We start from the raw sequence: 14,411 nt of genomic DNA on the forward strand, positions 1-14,411 counted from the left end.
CCCCTGACCGGGCACACCCGGGCCTGCCGCACCATAATGAAAACAATGAGGTGAAAGGCCGTGTACAAAATTCTGATTGCCGATGACCACCCACTCTTCCGCGAAGCCATCCACAACGTCATCAGCGATGGATTTCCGGAAAGCGAAGTGATGGAGACCGCCGACCTGGACAGCGCCCTGGCCCTGACCCAGGAGCACGACGACCTGGACCTGATCCTCCTCGACCTGAACATGCCCGGCATGCATGGGCTGAACGGGCTGATCAACCTGCGCAACGAGGCCCCCACCGTGCCGGTGGTCATCGTCTCCGCCGAGCAGGACAAGCAGGTGGTGTTGCAGGCCATCACCTACGGCGCGGTGGGTTTCATCACCAAATCCTCGCCCCGCGCGCAAATGACCGACGCCATCGAGCAGATTCTCAACGGCAACGTCTATCTGCCGTCCGACATCATCCGTACCCAGAAGACCTCGCCCCGCCGCCACCATGAAGACGCCGGCATCCCGCCGGAACTGCTGCAGGCGCTGACCCGCAAGCAACTCCTGGTGCTGGAACGCATGACCAAGGGCGAGTCGAACAAGCAGATCGCCTATAACCTGGACATCGCCGAAACCACGGTGAAGGCCCACGTCTCGGCCATCCTGCGCAAGCTCAACGTACACAACCGGGTACAGGCCATCCTCTCGGCCAGCGATATCGACTTCACCGCCTATCTGCGCCGTTGAACCAACGGGTATCCCCCTAAGGACAGCCATGCCCGCCGCCCGTACGCTGTTGCTCACCGCACTGGCCATGCTGGCCTTTGCCGGCAACTCCCTGCTCTGCCGACTCGCCCTGAAGGAAACCGCCATCGACGCGGCGAGCTTCACGGCCATCCGCATCGCCTCCGGCGCACTGATGCTCTGGCTGTTGCTGCGACTGCGTCACACGCCCCTGGCCAGCACCGGCAACTGGCGTGCCGCGCTGGCGCTGTTCGTCTACGCCGCAGCGTTCTCCTATGCCTACCTGCAGCTGGACGCCGGGGCCGGCGCGCTGTTGCTGTTCGGCGCGGTGCAGCTCTGCATGGTGGTTTTCGGCCTGTTGCGTGGCGAGCGCCTGAATCCTCAACAGGCCCTGGGTTTCGCCCTGGCCACGGGAGGCCTGGTGGTGCTGCTGCTACCCGGCGCCACTGCGCCGCCCCTGGTGGGCGGGCTGCTGATGCTGCTCGCGGGCCTGGCCTGGGGCGTCTATACCCTGCTGGGCCGCCAGGCCGGCCTGCCGCTGGCGGCCACCGCCGGCAACTTCATCCGCGCCCTGCCCTTCGCCGCCCTGCTCCTGCTGCCCTTCATCGACCAACTGACCCTGGACCTGCCAGGCCTCATCTACGCCCTGCTCTCCGGCGCATTGACCTCGGGCATCGGCTACGCCATCTGGTACAGCGCCCTGCCCGGCCTCGGCGCCCTGCAGGCCGCCAGCGTGCAACTCAGCGTCCCCGTCCTCGCGGCCCTTGGCGGCGCGCTGCTGCTGGGCGAAACCATCAGCCTGCGCCTGGCGCTGGTTTCGCTGGCGGTGCTGGGCGGCATTGCGCTGGTGCTGCGCGCGAAGTTGCAGGGGGTGCCGCAGAAGGCGTAAGGCGTACTCGATTTCCCACGTTCGTAGGACGTGGGCTTGCCTATGGCCCTGATAAGGGGGGGTATCTCGGATTTCATCCGGGCTACCGACAATCCGGCTTAAGGCCGAGCCCATCGGGCCCGGCCTTTTCTGTCCGCCAGCACGATCAGCGCAGCGGCTGCCCCTTCATCTCCGGCATACGGATGTAGACCACCAGGCTCACCAGGCACACCGCGGCGACGTAGACCCAGAACAGATGGCCATAACCCGCGCCCGCTGCCGCCGTCATGATGTAGGGCGAAGTCCCGCCGAACAGGGTGACCGACAGCGCATAGGGCAAGGCGATGCCCGTGACCCGCACCTCGGCCGGGAACTGCTCGGCCATGGTTACGGCCGAGGCGGCGCCGAAGCCGGTGAGGATGACCATGGAGACAGTTTGTAGCAGCACCACCTCAACCAGGCTGATGCCCTGGTAAAGCAGCCCGAAGCTTGGCCACGCCCAGAGGATGGACGCGCCGGCAAAGGCAATCAGCACCGGGCGGCGGCCAATGCGATCAGCCAGCATGCCGACCAGCGGCATCAGCAGCAGCGACACGCTCACGGCGATGGCCCCGGCGAGCAAGGTCTCGCGGATCGACATGCCGGTCACCAGGTGAACCTGGGACGGGTAGCTCACCATCCACACGTAGTTCAGCAGGTTGCCCGCCATGGCGACGCCGATGACCCGCAGCACGTCCTTGCGGTGTTTGGTGAAAATGTCGCGGATCGGGCGCTTCTCGACGGCCTTCTTGGCCACGCGGGACTTGAACACCTCGGTTTCCTTCACCGACAGCCGGATCCACAGGGTGAGCACGCCCATCAGCGCGGCGATGATGAACGCCACGCGCCAGCCCCAGTCTTCCAGGGCCGTGTCGCTACCCACCGAGGCCAGCACGAAGCCGAGCAGGAAGGACACCAGCGTGCCGGCGTTGATCGCGAACCACTGCCAGGAGCCGGCGAAGGCACGCCGGTTGGACGGTGCCGATTCGATCAGGAAGGCCGAGGCGGAACCGAATTCCCCACCGGCGGAAAAGCCCTGGGTGAGGCGTGCCAGCACCAGGATGATGGGGGCGGCGATGCCGATGCTCTCGTAATTGGGGCAGATGCCGATCACCAGCGAGGCCAGCGACATCAGCAGGATCGACAGGGTCAGGCCCTTCTTGCGGCCATAGCGGTCGGCGAACACACCGAGCACCGCACCGCCGATGGGGCGCATGAGGAAGCCCACGGCGAACACCGCCAGTACCGAGAGCAGCGCGGTAAGGCTGTTGCCTGCCGGGAAGAACTGCTTGGCGAGGATGGACGAGAAGGTGGCGTAGATCACCCAGTCGGTGTACTCGACTATGGTGCCCAGGGTCGCGGCCACGATGGCCTTTTTCTCGGTCCGGTTCAGCTTGCGGCCAATATCGGCCTGGCCCGTGGCGGACATGGAATCAGGCATGAGGCCGCCAATCGCACTATTGTCGTTAGTCATTGCATCGCTCCCGTGAGCACACTTTTTGTTGTTGATCGCCCGAAGGCGTTCTCTTCTGGTTAGCGAGCAAGATGCAGTGTCACGCAGGGGCGGTGAAGCGAGATTTCCGCCCAGTACACTTGACTTTAAATCAAGCGATAGCCCAGGCGAGGCGTGTGTTCCGGGCAATCTGACGCTTGAGGTTTTCTCAAGCCTTGATGGCTGAAAATTCCTTTGAAGGCATACAGCCGAAGGCCGAACCTGCCCCTGCGCCCGGGTCGACGAACAAGAACGGCACCCGATCATGATCCGGGCCTTGAATTGAGGAGTCTCGAAGCATGTTCTTGAAAGTTGAGAGCTACATCGGCGGGCGCAGCCTGGCGCCTGTCGAAGGCCGCTACGTCGACAAGTTCGACCCGCGCACCGGCGAAAAGCTCGGTGAGGTCGCCAACAGCGGCCCGCAGGAAGTGGAGCTCGCCATCCAGTCCGCCCAGGACGCCCTGCCGGCCTGGCGTGACATGCGGCCTTCCGAGCGTGGCCGCATCCTGGTGGAGCTGGCGCGTATCGTGCGCCGCAGCGAAGACCGCCTGGGCAAGCTGGAAAGCGCCGAGACCGGCAAGCCCGGCCGCGAGATGGCCACGCTGATGGACCTCACCGCCCAGTACTTCGAGTTCTACGCCGGCCTGGTCAACGTGATGGACGGCGAAGTGATCAACCAGGGCCCCAACTACCACGTCTACACCCGCCGCGATCCCTTCGGCGTGATCGGTGCCATCCTGCCCTGGAATGCCCCGTTGCATCAGGCTGCCCGCGCCATCGCACCGGCCCTGGCCACCGGCAACACGGTCGTTGCCAAACCTTCCGATCACCGGGCGCTCATTGCCGGTGATCCGGCCGAACAGGCGCACCGGACCCTCCAGGTCCAGATAACCCAGGGCGAAAGGTTCCAGGCCGCTCTTCGGGCTCGGGTTGATGATGGTGAAGCTGTACAGGCTGCCCTCACCGGACAGCAGCTCGACCTGGTAGTGATCGGCCAGTGGCGAGTGGCTGGGCAGCATCGGGAACACCAGTTCACCGGTGGCGATATGGCGGGAGCCAAGCAGGCGCGAGGGGCTATCGGCCCCCCAGAGGGATGGCAGCGGGTTCATGTCGACCTCCTGTTGTTTTCAGCCGCGCAAACGGCTCTGGACAGGCGCTATGGTCGACATCGGGCCCAGGCCCGACAAACGATATAAAGACCACCTTTGATTGAGGTTTTATCAAACGAAACAGCGTAGGCCGCCACGGATTCGCCGTGGCGCCACGTACGAAGAAACCTGCATTGCAGGCGCTAGGAGCTCAGTCGCGTGACGAACTCCGAGCATCTCATTGGGTCAGCCCCAACTCCTTGGCGCGAATCACAGCCTGCGTGCGCCGCTCCACCCCGAGCTTGTGGTTGATGCGCTGTGCGTGGGTCTTGACCGTGTGCAAGGAAATGAACAGGGATTCGGCGATCTGCTGGTTGGAATGGCCCTGCGCGATCAGCTTGAGCACATCCAGTTCGCGCCGGCTCAACAAGGCGACTGGCTCGCATTCGACCACGCTGCCGGCGCCCTTGCCGGCCCAGCGCATCATCGCCGGATTGCGCTGACTGAAAGCCCGTTCGAGGCTGGCAAGCCCCAGTTGCCGGGCCATGGCCAGGGCATCCAGCAGCACCTGTCGTGCCTGGGCCGGCCTGTTGCAGCGGTGCAACGCCTCCGCCAGGCTGAACCCAGCTTCGCAAGCCAGCGGACGTCGTCCTTGGGCAAGTGCCAAGCTGTGGATGGCCGCGAGACTGTCCACTGCCTCCTCTGCCGCTTCGCTGGCCAGCAAGGCGCGCGCCAGCAGCAGGCGCAGACGTACATTCAGCTCTGGCGCGCCGAATGGCGGCAGTTGAGTGGCTACGGCCAATTGATTGCGCAACGCTTTTTCGGCCTGAACGTGATTGCCCTGGTGCAGCCAGAGCCGCGCCTTGGTCAGCACGATCAGGCCCTGGTAGAGCTGCACGCTGATGCGGCCGTACTGCATCAAGCGCTCGGCTTCTGCAATGCGCGCGAAGGCGCCCGAAATGTCGCTGTGCAATGCATCCAGTTCGGCCAACCCCAGGTAACCCCAGGTGGCGGCCGGATCGGCGCAGGCCTGGCACTCGCGCACGCCGGATTCGAAAGCGGCTTCAGCCTCCGCATAGCAGCCACGCTGCAACAACAGGCTGGCGCGCAGCAATTGCACGCGCCCCTTGATGGGGCTGTCCTCGGCCCCCCAGGCGCTGCTCAATTCCTGGTGCAGGCGGGTCAGCAGGGTTTCCGCACGCAGCAGCTCGCCACGGACTTCCAATAGCTTCACGTACTCCAGGGCGAGCACGCTTTCGATGGCCAGGCTGCCGTGCTCACGGGCCTGTTTGATGGCCTGCCGGTTGAGCGCCTGGGCCCGCGGAAAATCACCTTCGATCAGCGCCTGCTCGACTTGCAGCACCGCGCACAGAAGGCGCTGGCACCAGGCTTGCTCCGGCAGTTCGGCAATCGCCTCAGTCACCAATGGCCGCGCCTGCTCGGCATCCCCGCGGTGAAACGCCAACTTGCCCGTCAAGGCCTTCCATTGGGCAATCAGCTCGAACTGCCGACGTGCATCCGGTTGCGGCAGGAAGCGACCGAGCGCGTCAATGAAGTACTGCGACTCTTCGAGCCGTCCGCTGAGCAGCAGCAGCCAGGCATTGATCAGGGTCAGTCGGGGGGTGCTGGTCAGCATCGACAGCGGCAACTCACGGCGCCACTCCAGCAGCAAGGCGAAGTCGCTCCCCTGCAGCATGCGGTCCTGGGTATAGCGCTCCATCAGGCTGGCAGCCACTTCCGGTTGTTCCGCCTTGAACGCGTATTCCAGCGCCGGGCCTATCTGCTCCAGGCCGATGTACCACTGGCAGGCCTTGCGGAACAGCGACTTGGCCAGGTTGCCGGGCAACTGCTCGGCCAGCAGCGGCGCGAACGTCCGCTGCACCCGCAGCAGTTTTCCCTCCTGGTCGACGGGCTCGATGAACAGGCCACATTCGAGTAGACGGTCGAGCAATTCTGCGCCCTCGCCCATGCCCAGCAGTTGCTCGCACAGGCCCCGGTCGAACTGCGGAAACTGCGCCAGGCTGCACAACGCCTGCAGCCAGTCAGCGGGGAGTTCATCAAGCACTTCGCGCCTGAGGTATTCCAGCACCAGGGCATTACCGCCATCCAGCGCGGCCTGCTGGCCGGGCTTGAGCCCGAGCAGGCGCAGGCAGATCCCGGCACACCAGCCCTGGGATTGCTCCATCAGTCCCAGGACCGCCGGGCGTGGCCAGTGATGGCCGATCCGTTGCAGCAACTCGGCCAGTTCGCCTTCGCAGAACGCCAACTCATGGCCGCCCAGCTCGAACAGTTCGCCATCCAGCAGTAGACGGGCCAGTTGCAGTAGCGGGCGGCGACGACCGGCAACCCACCAGCGCGTGCGATTCGACGAACCGAGGATGAGTTCGTTGAGCGCCCGATCCAGCTCGCTGGCGGTCAGGCGCGGATAGTCGTCCAGCACCAGCCAGCAAGGCTGCTCCTCCGCATGCAGGTGCTGCATGATCGCGTCGAGGTCGGCCGTCGCCAGGCCCAGCGCGTCCGCCAGGCGCTGCAGAAATGCCTTCGCATCCAGGCGCTGGCCACGCAGGTCGAGGTAAACCAGTCGGGTATCGGTTGGGCACTGCCGCATGCACTCGCCAAGGAGGACGCTCTTGCCGCTGCCGGCCGTGGCGCACAGCAGGCGCAACCGGCAATCGGCCTCCAGCAGGGCATCGCGCAGGCGTGGACGGGGAATGTGGAGCGGCGGTAGCCGAGGCAGGTCGGCATTGAGCGGCGGTTGTGCCATGGACACATACGCTTCCTGATCGATGATTGAACCATCCTTGCAGAGCGTGAGGAGATTGCGCAATGGCCGCTTTTACCAACGAAAAAGCGGCCCCGGAGGGCCGCAAAACACACGGGTGTAGCGTTCAGTTGCGAATCAGCGGATGCCGGCCTGGCGCAGGGCTGCCGGCGTGTAGGCCGACGCGGACGCCGTGGCGCCGAATTCGTAGCTCTGTTTCTCCTCGTTCTTCAGGCCCAGTACCGAGTAGCGGCCGGAGATCAGGTCATACAGGGTTTCGGCGGTATAGCCCGGCACCTGCTTGTGGTAGTACTGCTGGACATGGCCTTCACCGACGCGCCACAGCTGGCCGCGACCGTCGTAGTGATCGACCAGCGCCAGCTGCCAGCTGTCTTCGTCGAAGTACATGTGGCGGGTGGCATAGATGTGGCGCTCGCCCGTCTTGAGCTTGGCCACCACTTCCCACACGCGATGCAGCTCGTAGCGGGTCAGGTCCTGGTTGATGTGGCCCGGACGGATGATGTCCTTGTACTTGAGGCTCGGCGAATCCAGCTTGTAGGCGTTGTAGGGGATGTACATCTCCTTCTTCCCGACCAGCTCCCAGGTGTAACGATCCGGCGCGCCGTTGAACATGTCGTAGTTGTCCGAGGTGGCCAGACCGTCGGCGGCGGTCGCCGGGCCGTCGTAGGCCACCTGCGGCGCACGGCGCACGCGGCGCTGACCGGCGTTGTAGAGCCACGCCAGGCGCGGTTCCTTGACCTGGTCGATGGTCTCGTGGACCAGCAGCACGTTGCCGGCCAGGCGCGCCGGAGCGGTCACGTTCTGGATGAAGAAGAACAGGACGTTCTCGGCCTTGTTCTTGTCCATGTCCGGCAGGTTGGCGGGGTACGACACCTCGTCGGTGAACTGGACCATGCTGAAGGCGCCGTTGGACTGCGGCTGCACACGGGTCATGTAACGCTTGATGTTACCGCCGCGGTAGCGGGTGCTGTGGTTCCACACCACCTCGACACCGCTCTTGGGAATCGGGAACGCATAGTAACGACTGTCACTGAAGCCGTTCAGGCCGTTACCACCATCCACGCCTTCGGTATTCAACGCGCTGGTCCTGGCCGCGGCGTAGATGTTGTCCGGGAGCGCCGCACTACGGTGGGTCTTGTACACCGGGATCTTGTAGGTGTCCGGATAGCGCTTGAACATCGCCATCTGACCGGCCGATAGCTTGTCCTTGTACTGCTCGGCGTTGCTCGCGGTGATGGTGAACAGCGGCTTCTCATCGGCGAAAGGGTCGGAGAGGAAGCCCTTGGCATCGACGCTGCCGGCAGTCTGCGGCAAGCCGCCGGTCCACTCGGGAATGCTGCCATCGGCGTTAGCGGTCTTCTCTGCGCCAATCGGCGTCAGGCTGGTACCGAGCTTCGCGGCCTCATCCGGGGAGACCTTGGCCATGACGCTGGTCGCCAGCAGGCTCAGTGCCAAGGCACCGGATTGCATCAGTCTTTTCTTGTTCATTGGTCTTTGTCCTCTACTTCTGGTGCAGCGCTTAGAAGCTCATCCCGACGCTGAGCGCGAGAAAATCGCGGTCGATCGAGGTGTTGTATGTGCCACCGAAGAAATCGGTGTAGGAAAGGCTGGCGCTGTAGGTGTTCTGGTAGTCGGCATCCAGGCCCAGGCTGACGGCCTTGTTGCCCTCGTTGAAGGCGCCGTTGGCGCCGTAGCCGTCGACATCGTGGGACCAGGCCACGCTGGGCTTGAGGTTCACGCCGGCGAACACGTCGTTGTAGTCCCACACCGCACGCATGCGATAACCCCAGGACGTACTGGTGACGAAGCCATCGTCCTCGCAGTACTTGCTGACGTTCTCGGCGGTGGCACTGCCCAGCGTGCTGGCGTTCAAGGCCAGGCAGGTGTTGACCGGGCCAGTTGCTGGCAGCGGACCTGGACCATAGACCGGGTCACGCCCGTAGCGCGCCTTGCGGGTGCTTTCCAGGCCGCCGACGTGGGAAACGCCGATCTCGCCCACCAGGGTCAGGCGCTCGGCGCCCATGACCTGATCGAAGAACTGCACGAAGGTGGTCTGGAACTGGGTGATTTCCTTGCGGCGATAACCATGCAGGTCCTGGCCTGGCGTGCCATCCAGCACCGAGGCATTGCCGAAGGCGGCGAATGCCGGGCTGAGCGCAGCCAGCGGCCCAACGCCGGAGAACAGGATGTCGGTGGAGTTCAACTGGACCGGCACATTGGGGCGGTAGCTGAGCTCACCGCTCCAGGCGGTGCCGGTGGGCAGCGTGGTGGAGAAGCTCAGGCCGTAGAGGCGGATGTCTTCGGGATACTCCATGAAGTAGTTGGAGCGACCGGCCACGGCCAGGGGCGCCAGGGCTCCCAGCCCCGCCGAATCGATGAATACGGCTTGTGACGGCGCAGCGCCGCTGAAGATCGGCGTCCGGCTGTGGTAGTTGATGAAGTAGGCGCCGAATTCAGTGTCCAGCGGTTCGAAGAAGTAGCGCAGCGCGGTACCCCATTGGCCGCTGTCGTCGGCATCGCGGTCGGCACCACGGCGTACCAGTACGCCCTCCTGGTTGACATCGATTCCTCGGGCCGTCAGGAGCCCGAGCGCCGGCCCGAGAGACGAGGCCGACCGCAGTACGCGAAGGTTGTCGTCGCAACCGTCAGCCACGATATCCGGCTGGGCGAAGAAGGTGCCGCAGTTGTCGACGACGGTCTGGTCCCATTCCAGTTGGTAGAACGCTTCGGCGGACAGGTTGTCGGTCAGGCTCTGGGACACATAGAACATGTTGACCGGGATCAGGCCTTCCTTGATCTCGGCGCCCGGACGACGGAACGCGGAGACGTCGATCGGGTTGATCGCGTTGATGCCGTTCTGGATGAAGGTGCTCTCGCCCCAGCTCACCACCTGCTTGCCCAGGCGCACGCTGCCCGGTAGGTCGGCGATGGTGTAGTTGTGGTAGATGAAGGCGTCCAGCAACTGGGCACCGGAGGACTTGGCGCCTTCCTTGCGGCCGCTGTCGTCGATGTCCTTGAACAGGCGGTCTTCATCCTTCAGTTCGAAGTCGTACCAGTACTTGCCGCGCAGGAAGACGCCGGTATCGCCGTACTTCAGTTCGAGGTCGTGAATGCCCTTGAAGATCTTCGAGAAGGTCTCGCCCTTCTTGAAGTTGAGGTGGGAGTCGTCGGAGGTTTGCGACAGGCCGTCCCCACCATTGTTCGATCCGATCAGGTCGGGATCGGCCCCGCGCATGGACCAGCTGGCCCCCACGGACAGGGAAGAGTCGAACTGGCCTTCGATTTCACCGACGTTGAAGCTCACCGCTCCCGCCGGAAGCGCGATGCTCGCTGCGACGGCGGCAGCCAGCGCGTGGGGATAGAAGGATGTGCAGGTCTTTCTTGTTGTTTTCATTGGCCTCTACCAGATGGGCATTGCGAGGAGGCCAACGCTATTCAATCACCCCACCCCTCCGTAACCGGAGAAGTAGTGATTCTGAAAGTCATACCAAAGAGTGAACGAATTACTGCGCCAGGACAGGGGCCTGGCGCGTGTAACCCTGCAGCCGGCAGGACGGATGGGGGGGATGCTACTGCTCCACCATGCCGATGAAGTTGGCCAGCTCCGGCGTCTGCGGGGCGCTGAACAGGGTTCGCGGATCACCCACCTCGTGCACTTTGCCGTGGTGCATGAACACCAGCTTGTCGCCGACTTCACGGGCGAAGCGCATCTCGTGGGTCACCATGATCAGGGTCATGCCTTCGCTGGCCAGTTGACGGACCACGCCGAGCACTTCGTTGACCAGTTCCGGGTCCAGGGCTGAGGTGATCTCGTCGCAAAGCAGCACCTTGGGCGACATCGCCAGCGCACGCGCAATCGCCACCCGCTGCTGCTGCCCACCAGACAGACGATCCGGGTAGGCGTCGACCTTTTCCGCCAGGCCGACCCGGGCCAGCATCTCTTCGGCGAGGGCCCGCGCCTCCGCCTTGCCGAGTTTCTTCACCACCTGGGGCGCGAGCATCACGTTCTCGCCCACCGTCAGGTGGGGAAAGAGATTGAACTGCTGGAACACCATGCCGACCTTCTGGCGCAGCGAGCGCAGGTCCGCCCTGCCGGCGTCCAGGTATTCGCCGTCCACCTCGATCACACCGTCGTTGATGGATTCCAGGCCATTGAGCGTGCGCAGCAGCGTGCTCTTGCCGGAACCGCTGCGGCCAATGATGGCGACCACCTCGCCCTCTTCAATGCTGAGGTCGATACCCTTCAGCACATGGTTGTCGCCGTAGTACTTGTGCAGTGCGGAAACTCTAAGCAGGGACATGCAGCCTCCTCTCCAGGTGACGTGCGCTCAGCGAGAGCGGATAGCAAAGGATGAAATAACCCAGGGAGACCAGGCCGTAGATCAGGAAGGGTTCGAAGGTGGCATTGGCGAGCATGCCGCCGGTCTTGGTCAGTTCGGTGAAGCCGATGACGGAGGTCACCGCCGTGCCTTTCACCACCTGAACCGAGAAACCCACGGTCGGTGCGATGGCAATGCGCAGCGCCTGGGGCAGCACCACATGGCGCAATTGCTCCAGCCGGCTCATGGCCAGGCTTGCGGACGCCTCCCACTGACCGCGCGGAATGGACTCGACGCAACCACGCCAGATTTCGGCGAGGAAGGCGCTGGTGAACAGCGTCAGTGCCACCGCGGCCGCCGCCCAGGCGGAAACGTCGATGCCGAACAAGGCAATTCCGAAGAACACCATGAACAGCTGCATCAGCAGCGGCGTGCCCTGGAACAACTCGATGTAGCCACGCGCCAGGGTGCGCAGCGTGAAGTTCCCGGAAATGCGCGCCAGCAGCACCAGCAGGCCAGCGATACCGCCGCAGACGAAGGCCACCAGCGACAGCAGCAGGGTCCACTGCAGCCCGGTGACCAGGTTGCGGACGATGTCCCAAAGGGTGAAGTCCATCAGCGCCTCCCCATGATCAGGCGGTTGCCGGCCCAGGCCAGTACCTGGCGCAACAGGATGGCCATGACCAGGTACAGGGCCGTGGTCAGCAGGTAGGTTTCGAACGCGCGGAAGTTGCGCGACTGGATGAAGTTGGCGGCGAAGGACAGTTCCTCCGTGGCGATCTGCGAGCACACCGCCGAACCCAGCATCACGATCACGATCTGACTCGACAGCGCTGGCCAGACCTTGCCCAGCGCGGGCTGGATGACCACGTAGCGAAACGCCTCGAACCGGCTCATGGCCAGGGCCGCCGCGGCCTCCAGCTGCCCCTTGGGGATCGCCTGGATGCCGGCGCGAATGATCTCCGTCGAATAGGCGCCGAGGTTGATCACCATCGCCAGCACGGCCGCCTGCCATTCGCTGAGACGAATGCCCAGCGAAGGCAGGCCGAAGAAGATGAAGAACAACTGCACGATGAAAGGCGTGTTGCGGATCAGCTCCACATAGGCACCGAACACCCAGTCGAACGGTCGCAGGCGCCAGGCCCGCACCGCGGCGCCGACCACACCGATGGCGACACCGAGCAATGTCCCGATGACGGTCAGCTCCAGGGTGAAGATCGCGCCCTTGAGCAGCAGGTCACCCTGCTGCAGCACCGGCAGGAAATCGAATTGATACGCCATGGATGGACCTCCGGCAGCAGTGGCTCAGAGGTCGGCAGGCAGCGGCTGCTTCAGCCACTTCTCGGCGTTGCGGTTGAGGCTGCCATCGGCCTTGGCCTCAGTGATGATCGCGTTGACCTTCTGCAGCAGCGCCGGCTCGTTCTTGGCCAGGCCGATGTAAACCGGAGAGTCCTTCAGCTTGACCTTCAACGCCGGCACCTTGGCCGGGTTCTTCGCGGCGATGGCCGCCATCACCACACTGCCGCTGGCGATCAGATCAACCTGCCCGGCCAGGTAGGCGGCAATCGTGGAGTTGTTGTCCTCGAAGCGCTTGATGGTGGCGTCCTTGGGTGCCACGGCGCTCAACTCCATATCCTCGATCGAGCCCCGGGTAACGCTGATGGTCTTGCCCGAGAGTGCTTCGAGCGCGGTGATGGCGACGTCCTCGGGACCGAACACCGCCAGGTAGAAAGGCGCGTAAGGCGTGGAGAAATCGATCACCGCTTCGCGCTCGGCGTTCTTGCCCAGGCTGGAGATCACCAGGTCCACCTTGCCGGTGGTGAGGAACGGAATGCGGTTGGTGCTGTTGACGGGCGTCAGCGCCAGCTTCACTCCCAGCTTGTCGGCCAGCAGTTGCGCGGTGTCGATATCCAGGCCGCGTGGCTTGAGGTCAGGCCCGACGGAACCGAAGGGCGGGAAGTCCTGGGGCACCGCCACCTTCAGTACGCCGCGCTCGCTGATATCACTCAGCGCATCCGCCTGGGCGATGGGCTGGGCCAGCGTGCCGCCGCAAAGAAGAGTCGCCAGCAGAAGGTTCCGGAATTTACGCATGGGGGCTTACCTCGGGGTAGATGGCAGGACGATTTTCCTGTCAGGCCCCAGTGCACAGCCCATGCCAGCACGCGGTCGGGAAACCGGGCTGAATCGTTAAAGCCAGCAAGCACAAGGTCTTACTGGTCTGAACAGTTGAAGTTGCTGACCACTTGGTCAATCGACCCCGTGTTCCCCTTTTGTGCAGCGGCTTCCAGCCGTGCGCCAGGCCGGTGCAACGCTTGCAAAGTGCACCTTTCCGGCCTTAAAAGATGTCCATTCGACGAACCAACTGGTCTGAACAGCATGCTCGACACCATCCCTCGCGCAGTCCCCGAAATTGCCCTGCAGGCCATCCAGAAACTGATTCGCGATGGGGGTTATCAAGCGGGCGACGCCCTGCCCTCGCAACGCGACCTGGCCGAGCAGCTTGGCGTCAGCCGTGCGTCCCTGCGCGAAGCGCTGTCCTCACTCAGCGCCCTGGGCCTGATCAGCGTGCAGCCTGGCAAGGGCGTGTTCGTCCAGACGCCATCACCGACCGTGCGCACCGCGCCCCAGGGTTTCTCCTGGCCTTATGCCGAGCAGGTTTCGGCCGCGGATACCTTCCAGCTGCGCTATGCGCTGGAAGGCTTCTCAGCCGGCCAGGCCGCCATTTCCCTGACCGCCGAAGACATCGACCAGTTGGAGGCCAATGTAGCGGCCATGCGCCAGGAACTCCGTGCCGCCGACTTCGAGGCGGCCGCACGCCTCGACTTCGAGTTTCACAGGCGTTTGCTGGAAGCCAGCGGCAACCGCGCCATGCTGCAGATCATCACCGCCAGCCAGGACATTTTCCTGGAGAGCCAGAAGCTTCCCTTCATCCGCCCCGAGCGGGCCATGGAAACCTGGCAGGAGCACCGCAAGATCCTCCGCCACCTCGCCCGCCACGCCTGCGGTCCGGCACAGAAAGCGATGCAGGAACACATCCGCAACGCAGCGTCGCGCACGGGCATTCTCTTCCCGGTTTGACGTCGGGCTCACCGATCCAGAGGCA

General features: G+C 64.0%; 11 protein-coding genes and 2 pseudogenes. 4 read left to right on the forward strand and 9 right to left on the reverse strand.

Annotated features, from left to right (window positions below; translation table 11 throughout):
• The first annotated feature begins 60 nt into the window (after positions 1-60).
• Both G559_RS0109380 and G559_RS0109385 read left to right on the forward strand, forming a co-directional pair.
• On the forward strand, positions 61-723 hold the full coding sequence (locus G559_RS0109380) for a response regulator transcription factor (protein WP_028627975.1): 663 nt from the start codon (positions 61-63) through the stop codon (positions 721-723).
• Positions 724-751: 28 nt separating this feature from the next.
• A complete protein-coding gene (locus tag G559_RS0109385; protein ID WP_028627976.1) occupies positions 752-1,609 on the forward strand; it encodes a DMT family transporter in 858 nt (285 codons plus the stop codon).
• Positions 1,610-1,754: 145 nt separating this feature from the next.
• Here the strand turns inward: G559_RS0109385 and G559_RS0109390 are convergent, their stop codons facing one another.
• Positions 1,755-3,101 carry an MFS transporter gene (locus tag G559_RS0109390; protein ID WP_028627977.1) on the reverse strand — a complete coding sequence of 449 codons (1,347 nt, stop codon included), beginning with the start codon at positions 3,099-3,101 and terminating at the stop codon, positions 1,755-1,757.
• Positions 3,102-3,418: 317 nt separating this feature from the next.
• Between G559_RS0109390 and G559_RS28765 the strand changes: the two are divergent.
• Positions 3,419-3,904 (forward strand): annotated as a pseudogene (locus G559_RS28765) (aldehyde dehydrogenase family protein); the annotation flags it as partial.
• A 105-nt stretch (positions 3,905-4,009) separates the two neighbouring features.
• Here the strand turns inward: G559_RS28765 and G559_RS31150 are convergent.
• The 8 genes and pseudogenes from G559_RS31150 to G559_RS0109430 form a co-directional block, all read right to left on the reverse strand.
• Positions 4,010-4,228 (reverse strand): annotated as a pseudogene (locus tag G559_RS31150) (nucleotide-binding protein); the annotation flags it as partial.
• A gap of 217 nt (positions 4,229-4,445) precedes the next feature.
• Positions 4,446-6,971 carry a LuxR C-terminal-related transcriptional regulator gene (locus tag G559_RS0109400; RefSeq protein ID WP_028627978.1) on the reverse strand — a complete coding sequence of 842 codons (2,526 nt, stop codon included), beginning with the start codon at positions 6,969-6,971 and terminating at the stop codon, positions 4,446-4,448.
• Positions 6,972-7,106: 135 nt separating this feature from the next.
• Positions 7,107-8,477, reverse strand: a complete 1,371-nt coding sequence (locus tag G559_RS0109405; protein WP_028627979.1) for a DUF1329 domain-containing protein — start codon at positions 8,475-8,477, stop codon at positions 7,107-7,109.
• A 31-nt stretch (positions 8,478-8,508) separates the two neighbouring features.
• Positions 8,509-10,383, reverse strand: coding sequence for a DUF1302 domain-containing protein (locus tag G559_RS0109410; protein ID WP_028627980.1), 1,875 nt, complete (start codon positions 10,381-10,383; stop codon positions 8,509-8,511).
• Positions 10,384-10,558: 175 nt separating this feature from the next.
• Positions 10,559-11,290 (reverse strand): amino acid ABC transporter ATP-binding protein, encoded by a 732-nt coding sequence (locus G559_RS0109415; RefSeq protein WP_028627981.1) that lies wholly within the window; start codon positions 11,288-11,290, stop codon positions 10,559-10,561.
• A complete protein-coding gene (locus G559_RS0109420; RefSeq protein ID WP_028627982.1) occupies positions 11,277-11,927 on the reverse strand; it encodes an amino acid ABC transporter permease in 651 nt (216 codons plus the stop codon). The genes G559_RS0109415 and G559_RS0109420 overlap by 14 nt, the downstream gene beginning before the upstream one ends.
• Positions 11,924-12,589, reverse strand: a complete 666-nt coding sequence (locus G559_RS0109425) for an amino acid ABC transporter permease (RefSeq protein ID WP_028627983.1) — start codon at positions 12,587-12,589, stop codon at positions 11,924-11,926. Before G559_RS0109425 ends, G559_RS0109420 begins: the two co-directional genes overlap by 4 nt.
• A 24-nt stretch (positions 12,590-12,613) precedes the next feature.
• A complete protein-coding gene (locus G559_RS0109430; protein WP_028627984.1) occupies positions 12,614-13,399 on the reverse strand; it encodes a transporter substrate-binding domain-containing protein in 786 nt (261 codons plus the stop codon).
• Positions 13,400-13,684: 285 nt separating this feature from the next.
• Here G559_RS0109430 and G559_RS0109435 point away from each other — a divergent pair, with 285 nt between their 5' ends.
• The gene (locus G559_RS0109435; RefSeq protein ID WP_028627985.1) at positions 13,685-14,386 is read left to right on the forward strand and encodes a FadR/GntR family transcriptional regulator; all 702 of its coding nucleotides are present in this window, start codon (positions 13,685-13,687) and stop codon (positions 14,384-14,386) included.
• Positions 14,387-14,411: the final 25 nt, after the last annotated feature.

It is taken from the genome of Metapseudomonas resinovorans DSM 21078, from assembly GCF_000423545.1.
GTDB lineage: Bacteria > Pseudomonadota > Gammaproteobacteria > Pseudomonadales > Pseudomonadaceae > Metapseudomonas > Metapseudomonas resinovorans.